This is a genomic window from uncultured Desulfovibrio sp., from assembly GCF_944324525.1.
Classification (GTDB): Bacteria; Desulfobacterota; Desulfovibrionia; order Desulfovibrionales; family Desulfovibrionaceae; genus Desulfovibrio.
This window is the reverse complement of record NZ_CALUWS010000056.1, coordinates 1-16,823: the sequence shown is the minus strand read 5'-3', so window position 1 is coordinate 16,823 and position 16,823 is coordinate 1. Positions and strand designations below refer to the sequence as shown.

The window sequence follows — 16,823 nt, the reverse complement described above, 5'->3', positions numbered from 1 at the left end:
AGAGTAGACATGGTAACCTCCGTCTCCATACCTACTCTTTTTTGAAGCGTATGGAAATAATGAGTCCTGACCCTAGTTTGAAGAAGCGTTTTTCCTGGATGACTTCCAGCAGTTTCGCCTGAAGGGGGAGGGGGATCTCCCCCACTTCATCGAGAAAGAGGGTGCCGCCGTGCGCCTGCTCGATGCGGCCGGGTTTGCCGCGCTGCCGCGCGCCGGTGAAGCTGCCGGATTCATAGCCGAAAAGTTCCGACTCCAGCAGACTGTCGGGGATGCCCGCGCAATTGGTCTCCACCAGCGGTCCGGAGGAGCGCTGCCCGGCATGGTGCAGGAGCCGGGCCACCACGTTCTTGCCCACGCCGGACTCGCCGGTAATGAGGATGCCCGTATCGAGGTCGGCCACCTTGCGCACATTCTCCAGCACTTCCTGCATGGCCGAGCTGGCGTAGACCACGCCGCCGTAGGGCAGGGGCGGCGTCTTTTCCTCGTGCGGGGTCCCAGCGGAAAGGATGTTCTGGTATTCGTCGTACAGACGCAGCGAATAGGCCGGATCGACCGTATAACTAACCACCAGCGAGATGTCCCCGTTCTGGTCATAGACGGGGACGCCGGTCACGATATTGAGCTGCCCGGACTGGGCGGTCTCGGTCAGCGTGACGACGCGGCGGGTCTTGAGCACCAGCGCGGCCACGGAGGGCGTGAAGACGCGCTCCGCTTCCAGCTCATAGGTGGTGCGGCCCACCACTTCGTCCCGGGAAATGCCGTAATTGCGCTCAAAGCAGGAGCTGACCCAGAGGATGACGCCGTCCTTGCCCACAATGGCTATGTTGTCATGCAGGGCTTCCATGACGGAGAACAGCGAACGCAGCGAAGGGTACTGGGCACAAAGAGTACGATATTCCGTGATGTTCATGATGCGACCGGCGGGCTGGCGGAAGGGGACAGGCGTGCGGGACGCTTCCGCACGCGGCATGCGTCAAACGGCATCAGCCTACATGAGGCCCGCCCGTCGGTCAAAAGGAAGGGTGAGGGGGGCGGTCAGACGACCGCCTCGATGACGGCCCCGGCAAGCAGACGCCCCGCCGCGTCATAGACGGCCGCGATCTGCCCGGGAGCGCTGGGAAAGTGCGGGCCATGCGCCGCATCGAGCCGGATGTGCAGACCTCCGTCGGGCAGGAGGCGTACGTTCGCCGGAACAGGCCGCTGGCGGTAACGGAGGCGGACGAACAGGGGGGCCCCGTCGCCGGAGGAGGAAAGCCGGGCCGCCATGTCCGGAAGAAAGAGGTTAGCCGGGCCGGTGCGGCAGGCGCGCATGCCAAGCAAAGCGCGGCCGCCCACCAGCAGGGCCTGGCGCGCCACATCCTTGCCGAGGACGTAGAGCGGCTCGCTGTGGGCTATGCCGAGCCCGCGGCGTTGCCCTTCCGTATAGCGCCAGAGCCCGTCATGCCGGGCGATGGGGCGTTCCCCGTCGGGCGTGCGCAGGAGGACGGGCCCGCCGGGCGGCGGCGGGATGCCCTCGGCGGCCCAGCGTCGCCCGAGGAAGTCGCGGTAGGCGTCCTCCCCGGCGGGGATGAAGCAGATCTCCTGGCTCTCGCCGGGCACGGGGACGTCCAGTCCGGCGGCGGCGACAAGGGCCCGGCAGTCCTGCTTGGTCAGCTCGGCCAGGGGGAAAAGGACGTGCTGCAGGGCGTCCGGCGGCACGAGCGCGAGGAAATAGGCCTGATCCTTCTGGGCGTCCGTGGCGGGAACGAGCAGCCGCTGTCCCGTCGAGGGATGGACGGCGCAGCGGGCGTAATGTCCGGTGGCCAGCGTCACGGCGGAGAGCTGCCGGGCGGCGTCGAGCAGGACGCCGAACTTGATGGACGCATTGCACAGGGCGCAGGGGTTCGGCGTCCGGCCCTGCGCGTAGGCCCGGACGAAAGGGGCAACGACCGCCTGGGCGAAGCGTTGGCGGGCATCCAGCAGATAGAGGGGCACGCCGAGGCGGCGGCAGGCTGCGCGCAGACCGGGCAAAGCGGGGGAGACGGCCGCCAGTCCGGCATCGGTGAGGCCCGGCGGCATATCCGGCGCAAGAGGGGTGGGCGTGCTCTCTCCAGCCGTGGGGACATGCCAGAGGCGCGGCGCATCCGCGGCTGCGGAAAGCGGAAGACCGCCGGACGGCAGGACGCCGCCGGCGGTCGTTTCTGTATCGACGGAAGGGAGGAAGAGCCCGTGCAGGGCCAGCGGATCGTGCCCTTCTTCCCGAAGGCGGCAGAGGGCACAGAGGCTGTCCACGCCGCCGCTGACGGCTACGGCGATGCGGGCCATCAGAGGATCTGGTTCAGGAACTGGCGCAGCCGGGGATGACGGGGCGCGGTGAAGAGCCTGTCCGGCGCGCCCATTTCCAGGATCTGCCCCTGATCCATGAAGATGATGCGGTCGGCGACCGTGCGGGCAAAGCCCATTTCATGGGTGACGCAGACCATGGTCATGCCGTCTTCAGCCAGATTGACCATGACGTCCAGCACTTCGCCGACCATCTCGGGGTCAAGGGCGGAGGTGGGTTCGTCAAAAAGCATGATGGCCGGCTGCATGGCCAGGGCGCGGGCGATGGCCACACGCTGCTGCTGTCCCCCGGAAAGCTGGGCCGGGTAGACATTGGCCTTGTCGCTGATGCCCACGCGCTTGAGCAGGGCGAAGGCGCGGTCTTCGGCGTCCTTGCGGGGCAGCTTGAGCAGCTTGATGGGCGCAAGGGTGACGTTCTGCAGCACGGTTTTGTGCGGGAAAAGATTGAACTGCTGGAAGACCATGCCGAGGTTGCGCCGCATCACGTTGATGTTGTTGTGGTGGTCGGTGATGTCCTGCCCCTGGACGACGATGCTGCCGCGGTCGATCTCCTCCAGCCGGTTGATGGAGCGCAGGAGCGTGGATTTGCCGGAGCCGGAAGGGCCGATGACGACGACGCGTTCGCCGGGGGCGATGTCCAGACTGACGTCCTGAAGGGCGGCATTCTTGCCGAAATACTTCCAGACGTTCCTGATGCTGATGATCGGGGTGGTGTTATCGTTTTCCATCATAGTAGTTCAGCCGGGATTCCATTATGCTGACCACCTTGGAAAGCAGCAGCGTGATGATCAGGTAGATGAGGGCGATGACCGTGTAGGTCTCAAAGTAAAGATAGCTGTTGTTGGCGAAGCTGCGGGCCCGCTGCATGAGGTCGGGCAGGGAGACCACGGAGACAAGCGCCGTATCCTTGAGCATGGCGATGCACTCGTTGCCGATGGGCGGCAGGATGGTGCGCCAGGCCTGCGGCAGGATGACGTAGAACATGGTCTGGAAGCGGTTGAAGCCCAGCGAGCGGGCGGCTTCGGTCTGCCCCTTGGAGATGGCCAGGATGCCCGCGCGGAACACTTCGCCCATGTACGCGCCGTAACAGAAGCTGATGGAGATGACTGCCGCGGCCGTGCGGCTCAACTGCAGCATGCCGGACAGGGCGTAGTAGAAATAGAAGATCTGCACCAGCAGCGGGATGCCGCGGATGACTTCCACATAGGTGGAGGCCACAAGATTGATGATCCGGTTCTGAGAGATGCGCCCGAGCCCTGTCAGCAGGCCCAGCGGCACGGCGCAGCAGATGGAGAGGACGGTTACCTGGAATGTGGCCGCAAGACCGTCGGGCACGAAACGAAGGATTTGGAGATAGGGGTCGGGCCTGAACCATGCCAGCCAGCAGAGGGTCATGATGGCGCCGGCCAGCGCGATGGACCAGGCGTTGACGATGCGCCATTCCCGGGGATCGGGGATGGAAGGGCCCTCGGTGACCATGATGATGGTGTTCTTGCTCTGGCCGTCGCGGCTGTCCGGCATGGCGCTTTCCTTGGTCACCATGACGATGTTGCCCTTGCTCTGGCCGTCGATCTTGTCCTGCATTGCCGGTTTTCCTGCGTAGGTAAGACGTCAGCGTGCGGGGGCACGCGGCCCCCGCACCATATGCGGGCCCTAGTTGGCGGCGCCCATCCACTTTTCCTTGAGCTTGGCTTCGGTGCCGTTCTCACGCACGATCTTGATGCCCTTGTTGAGCTTTTCCACCAGGTCCTTGCGGCCCTTCTTGACGGTGAAGCCGTAGTATTCGGCATCGTCGGTGACCAGCGGGATGTTGAGCTTCTTGGCGTATTCGGCCTTCTTGTTCATGTAGTACATGGCGACCGGATCGTCGCAGATGACGGCGTCGATGCGGCCGGCCACCATATCCTGGATGGCCAGACCCACGTCGTCATATTCGCGGATGGTGGCGCCCACGTTGGCCTTCTGCATGACGAAGATGCCGGTGGTGCCGATCTGGCCGCCCACGCTCTTGCCCTTGAGGTCTTCGAGCTTGGCGATGGACTTGCCGGCAGGCATGATCACGGCCTGACGCACTTCATAGTAGGGATCGGAGAAGTCGAAAGCCTTCTGGCGTTCGGGGGTGATGGTGGTGGAGGAGGCCACGATGTCGTAGTTGCCCGCCGCCACGCCGGCGAAGATGCCGTCCCAGGCGATGTTGCGGATCTCCACCTCGAAGCCGGCGGCTTCGGCCACGGCGCGGATGTAGTCAAAGGAATAGCCGACGGGGGTCTTGTCCTTGTCGAGCGTTTCCATGGGCGGCCAGGTGCAGTCGCCGGCGACGATGTAGGTTTCGGCAGCCGCGGGGCTGCACCAGAGGGTCAGGGCCAGCAGGGCCAGGGCAAATTTGCGCAGCATTGTGCATCCTCCAGAAGTGATGAATACGGACCTGTCCGGCCTGACAGAAGACCGGACATGCGCGCACGGCCATGCTCCCGCGGGGCCCGGCCGAAGGGTCGGGATGCCGCGGGCATCAGCCGTGTCGCAAAAAGTTCTTCGTATGTAGCTGCGGGGGCCGGAGGCGTCAAGCCCTTACCATGAGTTGCCGGGGTTGGGATCCTTGTCCTCGGCCGGGGCCAGTATCGCCGCCGGCGCGGACATGCGGCCCGAGGTCTCGCCCTCCGCATCGTCCCGGTCGTCCTTGAGGGCCTGCTGCACGAACCAGTCCTCACGGATGCGCCAGGACGCCGCCGCCGTGTAGGCGGGGGAGGAGTAGCCCACGGACAAAACGAGCGTCCGCCGGGCATGCTCCTGCAGGCGGATGAGCAGGGGCGTGAAATCGGCATCGCCGGACAGGATGATGAATTCGTCGAACTTGGTGGGATGGGAGAGGTCATCCATGCAGTCCATGACCAGATGGATGTCGGTGCTGGTCTTGCCGCGCGAGGTCAGCGGAGGGCAGTCCACCACCTGAAAGGCGCTGCGGGTGAACTGATGCCGGAATTCCTGATAGCGCTGCGGATTGAGGTAGCACATGCGTTTGAGGATGCGCCGGCGCACGCCGTCGCCATAAAGGATGCGCAGGGCATGGTTTTCCAGCCAGCGGACCCAGCGGTACGGGGTGCTGCCGAAAGCGCGGGCCGCTTCCGGATCCGCCTCCAGGAAGCGCGTGTAGATATTGTCGAAATCCACATACAAGGCACTGAACACTTCATCAAAGCCACTGAAACGAGCCATATTCCGTCCCCAAAGAAAAGAAAAATGTCGAAACCGGGGAAAATCCGGACGATCCCCCTTCACAGCGTTGTACACAGCCGGGGCGCTGCTGTCCAGATGGCAAGCCGGTTCGCGGACTTGAATTTGACGGGCGTGTCGGCTAGCGTAGCGCGGTAGATTGCCTATGTGGAACCTTGTCATCGATATTTTTCCGCGCATGTCGTCGCGTGCGCTGCGTGATCTCTGGCGTGACGACCGCGCCGGATTCTGGTATGGCGCTCTGTTCTGGACCTTCTGGCTGTCGCTGGCGAGCTTCCCCATCGGCTACGGCGCGCGGGAGGTGCTGCCGCCGCTGTGCGCCGTCTTCCTCTTCTGCTACTACCGTCATGCCTGGGCGCGGTCGGTATGGCGGCGTCTGCTCGTGCGGCCGCTGTTTTACTGCCTGTGGGCCATGATCGTGCTGGGCGTGCTCTGCTCGGGGGATATGTTCGCCTCGCTCCTGCATGCCGGGACAGGGCTCAACAAGGGCTTCATCCTGCCCATCATCGGCATGGAATGCGTCCGGGACGGCAGGGATCTGCGCCGGCTCGTGGCGGCCTGCGTCGTGGCCTGCGTCTGGGAAGGGCTGGACGGCATCTGGCAGGCCTGGACGGGCTTCGACTTCATCATGGGCTATACGCTCAACGGCGGACGCCTCACCGGGAGCCTCGGAGACTATTCCGTGGGCAACTACATCGCCCTGGCCCTCATCCCTGCCTTTGCCTGCTGGCATCTGCTGCGGGAGCGCCTTTCCGTGCAGGCATCGTCACTGCTGCTGGCCGTGCTGCTTTTCCCGGCCTTCTTCCTGCTGGAAGGGGCCAGCAGCCGCAGCGCCTTCCTGGCTGTGGGGGCCTCGTTCGTGTTCTGGTGGGCCATCGCGCGCCCCCCTGTCTCCTGGCGTCTGCTGCTCACGTTGCTGGTCCTGGCGGCAGGCTTCGTGGTGTGGCAGCAGTCCCGGCTGGGGCTTTCCGTGGTGGCGGGCGACGGGCGCTGGAGCCTGTGGCGTCTGGGCTGGGCGGTCTTCTGCCGGCATCCTGTCTTCGGCGCCGGGGCGGGGCAGTACAATGCCGCTTTCAGAGCGCTGGGGCTGGTCCCCGAGCGGGATGCCATCACCATCAGCCATCCGCACAACCTCTATCTGGACATCCTCTACGCGCACGGTCTGGTGGGCTTCACGCTGGGCATGACCTTCCTGCTGGGCTTCGCCATCTGGGGCTACCGGCGCATACGGCCGCAACTGGCCGGCTGGGCCGTGGGGACGCCGCAGCGCCTCTACTGGCAGCTGACGGGCTGGTTCTGGTGCGGCTACATGGGCTGGCTGGTCAACGGCATATTCGGGCACGACTTCTACCGCACCTGGTGGCTGGGGCTGGCCATGTGCTATCTGGGCATCTTTTGCGGTGCCATCGTCAATGGCGAACGCTGTCCGGAGGTCCGTTAGGGCCTGTTGACGCCATTCGTTGTCTGTTTGGGAGAAGGGAAAACCCTCGCTCTGCTGTCGATGTCCGTAAGGCTCCTGCGTCGCCTAACGGACACGGCCTGCGGCCGCCTTTCGGTCGCGCTCTGCTGTCGATGTCCGTAAGGCTCCTGCGTCGCCTAACGGACACGGCCTGCGGCCGCCTTTCGTTTGTAAAATTTGTGTTGTCACGCCCTGGGGCCCGGTAACGCTTCACAGCGTGTTTTTCTGCTGATAATGTCCGCGAAGGCCTCCTTCCTCTCAAATCGATAAGCCCAATCAGCCGTCCATACTGCGTCTGCCCTTGGGGCGGGAAGCGCCGCGCGTCCCTGTCTCTGCCCCCGCTTCCAGCAAGCAGCGAATAGCATCGCCAGGGCCTGACGGGCACGGCCCCACGTGCCGTGCCGTGTCGTGCCGCGGGCGCGTTCCCCGGTTGTTCAGTCGTCGCCACGGAGCTGCCTGTACCGGCGCCAGAGCGTGACGCGGCTGATGCCCAGCAGCCGTGCCGCCTGCGTGCGGTTGCCGCCCGTGAGGGCCAGGGCGCGGCGTAGCTCGCCGTCATCGTCCGCGGGCGAGATGGCGGGCGTCGGCGCGTCGAAGCAGCGTATGCGCTCCTCTTCCGTAAAGACCTCCCTGATGATCCGCTCGTCGATGCTGCCCTGCTGTCCGTAAAGGGCCACGAGGCGCTCCATCATGTTCATGAGTTCCCGGACGTTGCCCGGCCAGTCGTATGCCTGCAGCAGGCGCAGCGCGCCCGGAGCAAGACTCATGCTCGCGCCGACCCTGCCGGTGAGACGGGCCAGAATGTTCCGCGCCAGCACGGGGATGTCCTCGCGGCAGTCGCGCAGGGGCGGCAGCAGCAGCTTGAGCACGCCGAGGCGGTAGTAAAGGTCCGCCCGGAAGCTGCCCTGCCGGACATACTCGTGCAGATTGCGGTTGGTCGCCGCTATGAGGCGCAGATCGACGGGGATGAAGGTCTGTCCGCCCAGCCGGATGATCTTGCGTTCCTGCAGGGCGCGGAGCAGCTTGCCCTGGAGGGAGAGCTCCATTTCCCCGATCTCATCCAGAAAGAGCGTGCCCTGATGGGCCAGCTCGAAGAGTCCCGGCTTGCCCCGGGCGTCCGCGCCGGTGAAGGCTCCGGCCTCATAGCCGAACAGCTCGCTTTCCAGAAGACTGGCCGGCATGGCGGCGCAGTTGAGGGCAATGAACGGCCCCTTGCAGCGCCGGCTGTGATTATGGATGCTCTGGGCGAACAGCTCCTTGCCCGTGCCGGACTCCCCGTACAGCAGGATGGTGGAGTCCGTGATGGCGTAGATCTTGGCCTTTTCCACTGCCGCGGTCAGCGCCGTCCCCCTGCCTAAGATATGATCGAAGTGCCCTTCGGCCACCAGGCCCCGGCTGGCCGCCTTGCTGCGGGCCGCGGCTTCCGAGCGGTGGATCTCGCTGGTGTCCTGGAGGATGGCCAGCGCCCCGCTGGGAACTTCGCCGGTCATGAGCGGGATCTTGTCGCAGAGCAGAGTGCCGTGGGCAAGCGCAATGAGCTCGTTGCGCTCCTCCCGGCCCGAGGCCAGCACGGCGCCCAGGGAAAGCTGCGGACAGACCTCGTCCACGGGCCGGCCCAGGGCCCGGCATTCGGGGATATGCAGCATGTGCTGGGCGGCAGGGCTGAAGAGGCGGATGCGCGCCGTCGTGTCGATGGCGACGATGCCGTGCACGGTATGCCGCAGAAAGGTCTGGATGAGGCTTTGCTTCTGTTTCAGCTGATCCATGAATTCCACGATCTTCCTGGCGTGGCCTATGGCGGCGCGCAGGCTGCTGGCGCCCACGCTCAGGGGGACGACAGGCAGCTCGGCCTCCTGTCCGAGAGAGCTGATGAGAGAGTAGCCCGCCACCAGCACTTGCGCGCCGTCCTTTCTCGCCTGCCTGACGGCCTCTACCGCATTGGCGAAGCGGGTGAGTTCATAGGGGCTCAGGCATATGTCCAGCAGACGAGAATACTGTTGCGAATCTTCCAGCATGGCACTGTCCCCCACGATCGCCACATGGCTTCCCCGGGCCCGAGCCGTTGTCAGAGCCTTCATGACGTCAAGAGGCGAGGTGGTAAGGTCGACGACCGGCAGGTCGGGCAGCATGCGGGAAAGGTGCTTGCGGCGTTCGCCATTGGCGATGGCCACCACATCCTTGATGCAGGGAGCGGCTTGCAGCAGTTCGTCCACACTGTCCAGACCGCCGCAGCGGACAAGCTGCACATCCCGCATGTTGCGATGTTTCAGCATGCCGGCACAGACGGCGATGGTCCGGGGGTTTGCCGAGAGGATAAAGATGCGTTTCACGAGGCCTCCCTGCGTCAACTGTTTCAGAAAACTGTTTCAGTGTTTCGCAAAGTGAAACGATTTGCAAGAGCGGCGTATGGTCGCATTTTTATTTTTTTGTATGATTACACATTATTATGGCTTTAGATTTCACTGGAATGGGTTTTGCTGTCCCGAGGGGAAGATACTGTGCACTGTCTGAAACAAAGGCATCCCCCGGGAAGAGCGTTCCGCAGGAGGAGAGCAGGGGGAGCAGGCAGCGCCGCCAGGCTCGGTACGCAATCTGTAGGGAGGTTTTTATGTGTCATCATTGGGGAAAGTCGTTTTTGACCGCCGCTGCGCTCATCCCGTCGCTCATGCTGGGAGCGGCGTCCGCCGGCGCGAAGGATCTGCTGGCCGATACCGTCTATTATAATGGCAAGATATACACCATGACGGAGACGCCGGAAGAAGCCAGAAAGACGGAGAACGCCCATACGGCGGAGGTGGTGGCCGCCAGGGACGGCAGGATCGTTTTTGTGGGATCCCGGGAGGAAGCGCGCAAGGCCGGCTACTTTGAGTCAGGGCGGGTCGGGCGCCGCGTGGATTTGCGGGGCAAGACCATGTATCCCGGCTTTGTGGACGGGCATGGGCATTTTCCCCGTCAGGGCGCTTATGATCTCTATCAGGTGAACCTTTCCAGTCCGCTGCTCGGGGGCACGGTGGATACCATGGACAAGCTGGTGGCCAAGCTTGCCCAGAAGGCCAGGACCGTTCCTGAGGGCATGCCCATCATCGGCTGGCGCTATGATGATACGCAGATAGCCGAGCAGCGGCATCCCACCCGCCATGATCTCGACAAGGCCAGCACCAGGCATCCCATCATGATCATGCACATCTCCGGCCATATCGCGGCGGTCAATTCCGCCACCATCGAAAAGTACAAGGTGCCGGACAGCAATGATACGCCGGGACTGGAGAAGGATGCCGACGGCAAGATAACGGGGGTGCTGTTCGAGCTGAAGGCCCGCTCGCTCATGCCGCTGCTGGATGAGCTCAAGACCAATGCGGGCTTTGGCACGGCGCGGGCCACGCAGGTCTACGCCGCGTCCGGGGTCACCACGGCCGATCTGGGGGGCGCGATCATCCTGCAGCAGCTGCCGCAGCTGCAAAGCGCCCTGAGCCGGGAACAACTGGGGCTGCGCGTGCTCGTGCATCCGTACGGCTACCGCATCGCCAAGGGCAGCAAGGGCGACGCGCACGGTCTGCCCAACCGCAAGGCGCTGGGCTGGAAGGATACGGGGGACGGCAAGTATACGGATGCCTCGCAGGCGCCAGGCATCGGGGCCGACATCACCCGCTGGCAGATCCCGGGCGGCAAGCCCGTCCCCGCCGGTCTGCCTCAGGACTACCTGCTGCTCGGCGCGCACAAGTTCGTCTACGACGGCTCGCCGCAGGGCTACACGGCGTGGATGAAGGCTCCCGGCTATTATGACTGGCGCAACTACACGCCCAAGGACAGCTTCATCGAGTCCGACTCTTTCGTGGGTCTGCCCGGTACGGTGAACATCCCGTACGACGCGTTTCTGGAAGGCATAAAGATCTACCATGCGGCCGGACAGGGGGTCGAGGTGCATACCAACGGGCCGGCGGCGGCGGAAGTCTTCATCGCCGCCATCGAGGAAGCCGTGGCCAGCTATCCGCATATTCGGGATACGCGCCACACCTCTATCCATGCCCAGACCATGGAACGCCAGCACATCGAGCGCATGACCGGCAATTACGCCGATCTGGAAAAGACGGCCGGCATGTATGCCGAACTGCGCGGCGCCTTTGCCGGGGGCAAGCTGGATCTCACCATGGGCGGACGCCTGCCCAAGGGCAATCTTCCCGAACTGATGAAGGAACAGCATCTCTTCAATTCGTACTTCAACAATCACACCTATTTTTACGGCTACCGCCACACCAATCAGTTCTTCGGACCGGGGCGGGCCTTCAACATGAGCCCCACAGGCTGGAGCGAGCACTACGGACAGCGCTACAGCTTCCACAACGACACCACCATCACGCCCATCTCGCCCCTGCGCAGCATCCAGTCGGCGGTCACCCGCTTCTCCGGCGATGCCCGCGCCGAAGCCGGGCAGAAGAACCTGCTGGTCAACGGCTCCGGGCATGACATCGACGCCACGGCGGAATACAAGGCGCGCATCAATGCTACGGAGACCAGCACTTTCTGGACGTACGACCATCGCATCAACGCTCTGCAGGCGCTCCACGCCGTGACCGTGGCGCCTGCCTACCAGAATAAGGTGGAAGACCGCATCGGCTCCCTCCGGGAAGGCATGTTTGCCGACTTCGTCATCATGGACGAAGATATTTTGGATGTGGCCGCCGCCGACCCCATGCGCATCGCCGGGATGCGCGTGGCCGCCACCATCGTGGGGGACAGGGTCGTGCACGGGGTGTTGCCTGACGCGACGCACTTCATGACGCCTGTCCGCATCAGCTATGCGCAGCCGCGATTTGACACCACGGCCGCCCTGAGCGGCGTACAGGCCGTAGAGGCGCAGCCCGCGGCCTCCGAGACCTGCCTCGGCGCCTGCGCCTTTGCCGCAACCGTGCCGCGGAAGGAGAGCACCATCTTCCAGATGGATTTCCTGGGCAATGGCGATTCTCTGGAAAAGCTTGCCCTGTATGGTCTGAACGGCGGCAAGCCCACGCCCTACACCTACCAGGAACCTTCGGCCGGCGACATGACGCAGACTTCCGGTCAGTGGTGGGTGGCCACGCTGGACGATCCCGCCACGGCGCTGCCCCGGAACAGCGTCCTCGAAATGGACAGGACCTATATCGCCTTCTTCATCATCCGTGACAACGACGGCGCTCTTGATGCGGAGCCGCGGGACGGCAGGATCTCCCACCGCGTCATGATGACCTCCTCCGGCCGTCTGCCGGCCAACGGGGCGAAGACGCGTTAGAGCGCTCTGACTTTGAAAAAATAGACAAAACGTGAGGTGGCGGCACAGCTCCGTCTCACACAGGAGACAGGAAAAGGGGCCGCTCCCTTCCCGAGGCGTCAACGGCGTCCGGGAAAGAGAGCGGCCCCGCCGCTTCAGGTCAGGCGCGGGCGGCCGTTCAACCGCGCCGCCGCAGGCGGTCACGCCGTTCCTGCATGAGGAAGCGCCCGGTCACGGAGTCGGGATCGGCCACGATGGCTTCCGGCGTCCCCTGCGAGACGATGGTCCCCCCGTTCTCCCCGCCGCCCGGGCCCATGTCCAGCACATGGTCGGCCGCCAGGATCATGTCCGTATTGTGTTCGATGACGACGACGCTGGCCCCCTTGTCCACCAGCGTGTGCAGCACGCTGATGAGCTTGCCCACCTCGTGCATGTGCAGGCCGGTGGTGGGCTCGTCCAGGATGTAGATGGTGCCCGGCAGGGAGCGCTTGCCCAGCTCGCGCGAGATCTTGATGCGCTGGGCCTCGCCGCCGGAAAGCGTGGTGGCGGGCTGGCCCAGACGCAGATAGTCCAGCCCCACGTCTTCCAGCACGGCCAGACGGCGTTCCAGCACCGGGTAGTTCTCAAAGAACTGTCGCGCCTGGCTCACCGGCAGGTCGAGCACCTCGGCGATGTTGAGGCCCTTGTAGCGTACGTCCAGCGTCTCGTGATTGTAGCGCCGCCCCTTGCAGACATCGCAGGTCACGTAGACGTCGGGCAGGAAGTGCATCTCCACCCGGATCTGGCCGTCCCCGCCGCAGGCCTCGCAGCGGCCGCCCTTGACGTTGAAGCTGAAGCGGCCCGGCTTGTGGCCGCGCTTGCGGGCGTCCGGCGTCATGGCGAAGATATTGCGGATCTCGTCAAAGACCTTGGTGTAGGTGGCCGGATTGGAGCGCGGCGTGCGCCCGATGGGCGTCTGGTCGATGGCCACGATGCGCTCGATGGGCTGGGCGTCCTCGCTGAAGCTCAGGCCGCCGATGCTGCCGGGCTGGTCCACACGCTGGCCCAGCATGATGGCCAGATGTTTGTAGAGGGTGTCCACCACCAGCGAACTCTTGCCCGATCCCGACACGCCGGTGACGCAGGTGAGCACGCCCAGCGGGATGCGGCAGTCGATGCCGCTCAGATTGTTTGTCGTGACCTTGTGCAGGGTCAGCCAGCCTTTGGGCTCGCGACGCTCGTCGGGCAGGCTGATGGCGGCGTCCCCCCGCAGATAGCGGGCCGTGAGGGTGTCCGCCTTCAGCAGTTCCGGCACGCTGCCCTGGAACATGAGCTCGCCGCCGTGTATCCCCGAGCCCGGGCCCAGCTCGATGACCGTGTCCGCCGCGCAGATGGTGGCCTCGTCATGCTCCACCACCAGCACGGTGTTGCCGCGCCGCTGGAGAGAGCGCAGGGTTCCCAGCAGGCGTTCGTTGTCGCGGGGATGCAGGCCGATGGAAGGCTCGTCGAGGACATAGGTGACGCCCACCAGCCCCGAACCGAGCTGGGAGGCCAGCCGGATGCGCTGGGCCTCGCCGCCGGACAGGGTGGACATGGAGCGCCCCAGAGAGAGGTATTCCAGCCCCACATTGCGCATGAAGGAGAGCCGGTGGCGCAGTTCCTTCATGAGCGGTTCGGCGATGAGGGCGTGACGGCCGTCAAAGGTGCGCGCCTCCAGCCATTCCAGCGCCCGTTCCACGGAAAGGGCGCAGAACTGGGCGATGTTCAGGTCGTCCACCCGCACGGACAGGGCGTCCGCATTGAGCCGCCTGCCGCCGCAGTCCGGGCAGTCGGCCGACTGGCGGAAACGGGCCAGCATCTCCCGCCAGGCGTCGCCGTACTGCATGCCCTTTTCCAGCAGCGGGATGACGCCGGGCCAGCGCTGTTCGCTGACGGGCAGGTCGGCCTGCCCCTGCAGGCCGGTGAAGTGTTCGCTCTGATAGTCTCCCGTGGCGCCAAGGGCCACGCTGCCGCCCATCCAGTTGCGGCGCAGGCCGGATCCGGCGGCAGCGGGGCGGCCCTGTTCGTCCTCGCCATAAAAGAGCGTGGCCAGCGCCTCGTCCGAGAAGCTCTCCAGCGGGCTGTCCAGCGTGAAGCCCTGCCGTTTGCCCAGTGCGGTCAGGGCCGGCGCGTAGCGGGCAAAGTGCTTTTCCGCGGCCCAGGGGAGCAGGGCCCCGCCCTTGAGGGAAAGGCCGCGGTTGGGAGCGATGAGGCGCGGCTCGAAATAGTCCACCGTGCCCAGCCCCACACAGCGCGGGCACGCGCCCTGCGGGCTGTTGAAGGAAAAGAGCTGCGGGCTGGGCGCGGGCAGGGAGATGCGGCAGGTCGGGCAGACGGACGTGGTGGAATGGATGCTGTCCCGCTGATCTTCCGGCGCGTCGGGCAGATGCAGCACGAGCCGCCCCTCCCCGTAGCGCAGGGCCAGCTCCACGGAATCGGCCAATCGTCCCCGGATGCCTTCCTTGCAGACCAGCCGGTCCACCACCAGATCGAGGCTGTGCTTGCGGTTCTTGTCCAGCGGGGGCACGTCGTCCAGCGTATGGAACTCGCCGTCCACGCGCACGCGGGCAAAGCCCTCGGCCTTGAGCTTCTTGAGCTTGTCCTGTTGCGTGCCTTTCTGCAGCTCCACCAGCGGCGCGAGCACCATGAAGCGGGTACCCTCGGGCAGGCGCAAAATGTCGGCGATGATCTCGTCCGCCGCCCGCGCCTCGATGGGACGGCCGCAGCGCGGACAGTACATGCGCCCCAACCGGGCGTAGAAGACGCGCAGAAAGTCGTAGATCTCCGTCACCGTGCCCACCGTGGAGCGCGGATTGCGGGACGTGCTCTGCTGTTCAAGAGAAATGGCCGGGGAAAGGCCCTCGATCTTCTCCACGTCCGGCTTGTCCATCTGCGGCAGGAACTGCCGGGCATAGGCCGAGAGCGACTCCACATAGCGCCGCTGCCCTTCGGCGTAAACGATGTCGAAAGCCAGGGTGGACTTGCCCGACCCCGAAGGGCCGCAGACCACCACCAGCTCATCACGGGGGATATCCAGACTGATGTCCCGCAGGTTGTGCTGCCGGGCATGCTCGATGTGTATGCAGTGAGAGTGTTTCATACGGACTATGTAAGCAGCGCCTTTCCCCTTGGCAAGCCGTTCTCCGCTAAGGGAGAGCCGGCAGCAGGCCGACCGCACGCGATGTGCCCGGTTTTGGGCAGGGGAGGAGACCGGGAAGGGCCCGGCACACGTTGTGAGCAGCCAGCATTGCCGCAATGCGGCCCAAGGCCGCATGAGCGCCCGAAGGCCGCCGTCTGTCGGAGCATGGACAAAAGCGGCCAAAGGCGGTATAAATTTTTTTACGCCGTGCGTGGAAGCTTTGTCCGCAAGCGGTAGCGTTCACCGAGGGGGCTTTTATGCGTCATGCTCTGGCCATGCTGGCCATACTGTCCGTATGTTTGGGAGGCGGAAGCGCCTCGGCTGTCTGGGCCGCCTCGACGGAAGGGGCGAAGGAGGCGTCGCCGGGCGGACCGGTCATCGTACGCATGCCCGAGTCCGCCCCGTCCCAGCGACCCTCCGAGGCCGGCAGACAGGATGCGGCGTCTCCGAACGCTGCTGTCCAGGCGGCATCCGCGCAGACGGGGGAGGGCAGCCCGGCCGCCCAGCCCGCGTCCACGGAGGACAAGGGGGACAGCGGCCCGGTTCCTGCGTCGGCCCTGCCGCAAAATGTCAGCCCGGCCCCCACGCCGGCACCCACCCCGTCCAATGCCGCCAGCGCCCCTTCGGCCTATCAGACGGAACGGCTGACGGCGCGCCACTTTTTTGCCACCCTGCCCACAGGCATTTTTGAGACCACGGCGGAAGGGCTTGATGAAAACCAGAAGCAGGAGCTGCTCGTCAACGGCAAGACCGACTTCTGGGAGCTGGCCGGAGAAACGGATGACGTCATCGTCTTTACCGCGCTGCCGTTCCGGGACAGCGGCGTGGCCGTGCGGCTGTTCCGTAACGAGCAGGACGGGTCGGTGCTGGCGGCCATCGGCACGCTGGGCGGCGAGATGTGCACCGTCGAGCTCTGGCGCATGGATCGCAACGGACGGACCATCCCCGTGGACACCCCGCAGGAGCCGGCCGTGCGGGAGTTTTTTGCCAGGGACGCCGTTCCGCCCAAGGATATCAACCCCTCGGTGAGCATCTGCCTCGGGCGGGGCGGGCTGGTGGCGCGGCCCATTTTCTGGAACGCCTCGGGCATGGTGCATGTGCCGTTGACCTATGACGTCAGCTATCAGTGGGACGGGCGGCATTTTCAGAAGCAGATCCAGGCGCATCAGGAAATGACGGAAAACGCTTTCTGATCCTCGCAGCCTGTCGGGCGCGTGGACGATACGGCCCCTGCCCACAGGCGGGGGCCAACTTTTTTTGAGAATCTTGAAAAAACTTCTTGACCTTTGTCGGGAAAGAGTCCATAAACGCTTCTCGCGCCGGGCGGTTGCGGAAAGCGAACGCCGGGCGAGAGTTTGACAAGCACAGAGAGAGCGCCGTGACGACGGGCTGACGAAGGGTTCGGAAAA

At 64.8% G+C, this 16,823-nt stretch carries 11 protein-coding genes; 3 read left to right on the top strand and 8 right to left on the bottom strand.

Annotation, left to right across the window (positions count from 1 at the left end):
• Positions 1–31: 31 nt before the first annotated feature.
• From Q0K12_RS11090 to Q0K12_RS11065, 6 genes are all read right to left on the bottom strand, one after another.
• Positions 32–970, bottom strand: coding sequence for a sigma 54-interacting transcriptional regulator (locus tag Q0K12_RS11090; protein ID WP_297262941.1), 939 nt, complete (start codon positions 968–970; stop codon positions 32–34).
• Between the two features lie 65 nt (positions 971–1,035).
• Entirely contained in the window at positions 1,036–2,304 is a 1,269-nt protein-coding gene (locus Q0K12_RS11085; protein ID WP_297262940.1) for a tRNA-specific 2-thiouridylase, read from the bottom strand.
• Positions 2,304–3,053: an amino acid ABC transporter ATP-binding protein gene (locus Q0K12_RS11080; RefSeq protein ID WP_297262937.1), complete on the bottom strand. Its 750-nt coding sequence runs from the start codon at positions 3,051–3,053 to the stop codon at positions 2,304–2,306. Before Q0K12_RS11080 ends, Q0K12_RS11085 begins: the two co-directional genes overlap by 1 nt.
• Complete coding sequence (locus Q0K12_RS11075) at positions 3,037–3,843, bottom strand: amino acid ABC transporter permease (protein WP_297262943.1); 807 nt, start codon at positions 3,841–3,843, stop codon at positions 3,037–3,039. The genes Q0K12_RS11080 and Q0K12_RS11075 overlap by 17 nt, the downstream gene beginning before the upstream one ends.
• Positions 3,844–3,975: 132 nt before the next feature.
• Complete coding sequence (locus Q0K12_RS11070) at positions 3,976–4,716, bottom strand: basic amino acid ABC transporter substrate-binding protein (RefSeq protein ID WP_297262935.1); 741 nt, start codon at positions 4,714–4,716, stop codon at positions 3,976–3,978.
• Positions 4,717–4,890: 174 nt separating this feature from the next.
• Entirely contained in the window at positions 4,891–5,535 is a 645-nt protein-coding gene (locus Q0K12_RS11065; RefSeq protein WP_297262933.1) for an NYN domain-containing protein, read from the bottom strand.
• 163 nt (positions 5,536–5,698) lie between these two features.
• On the opposite strand from Q0K12_RS11065, the gene Q0K12_RS11060 reads away from it, so the two are divergent.
• Positions 5,699–6,994: an O-antigen ligase family protein gene (locus Q0K12_RS11060; protein WP_297262931.1), complete on the top strand. Its 1,296-nt coding sequence runs from the start codon at positions 5,699–5,701 to the stop codon at positions 6,992–6,994.
• A 452-nt stretch (positions 6,995–7,446) separates the two neighbouring features.
• Here the strand turns inward: Q0K12_RS11060 and Q0K12_RS11055 are convergent, their stop codons facing one another.
• The gene (locus tag Q0K12_RS11055; protein ID WP_297262929.1) at positions 7,447–9,342 is read right to left on the bottom strand and encodes a sigma 54-interacting transcriptional regulator; all 1,896 of its coding nucleotides are present in this window, start codon (positions 9,340–9,342) and stop codon (positions 7,447–7,449) included.
• A gap of 278 nt (positions 9,343–9,620) precedes the next feature.
• On the opposite strand from Q0K12_RS11055, the gene Q0K12_RS11050 reads away from it, so the two are divergent.
• Positions 9,621–12,278 (top strand): amidohydrolase family protein, encoded by a 2,658-nt coding sequence (locus tag Q0K12_RS11050; RefSeq protein WP_297262927.1) that lies wholly within the window; start codon positions 9,621–9,623, stop codon positions 12,276–12,278.
• A 157-nt stretch (positions 12,279–12,435) separates the two neighbouring features.
• On the opposite strand, the gene uvrA is transcribed toward Q0K12_RS11050, so the two are convergent.
• Positions 12,436–15,375 (bottom strand): excinuclease ABC subunit UvrA, encoded by a 2,940-nt coding sequence (uvrA, locus tag Q0K12_RS11045; RefSeq protein ID WP_297262925.1) that lies wholly within the window; start codon positions 15,373–15,375, stop codon positions 12,436–12,438.
• Positions 15,376–15,671: 296 nt separating this feature from the next.
• Here uvrA and Q0K12_RS11040 point away from each other — a divergent pair, with 296 nt between their 5' ends.
• The gene (locus Q0K12_RS11040; protein WP_297262923.1) at positions 15,672–16,607 is read left to right on the top strand and encodes a hypothetical protein; all 936 of its coding nucleotides are present in this window, start codon (positions 15,672–15,674) and stop codon (positions 16,605–16,607) included.
• Positions 16,608–16,823: the final 216 nt, after the last annotated feature.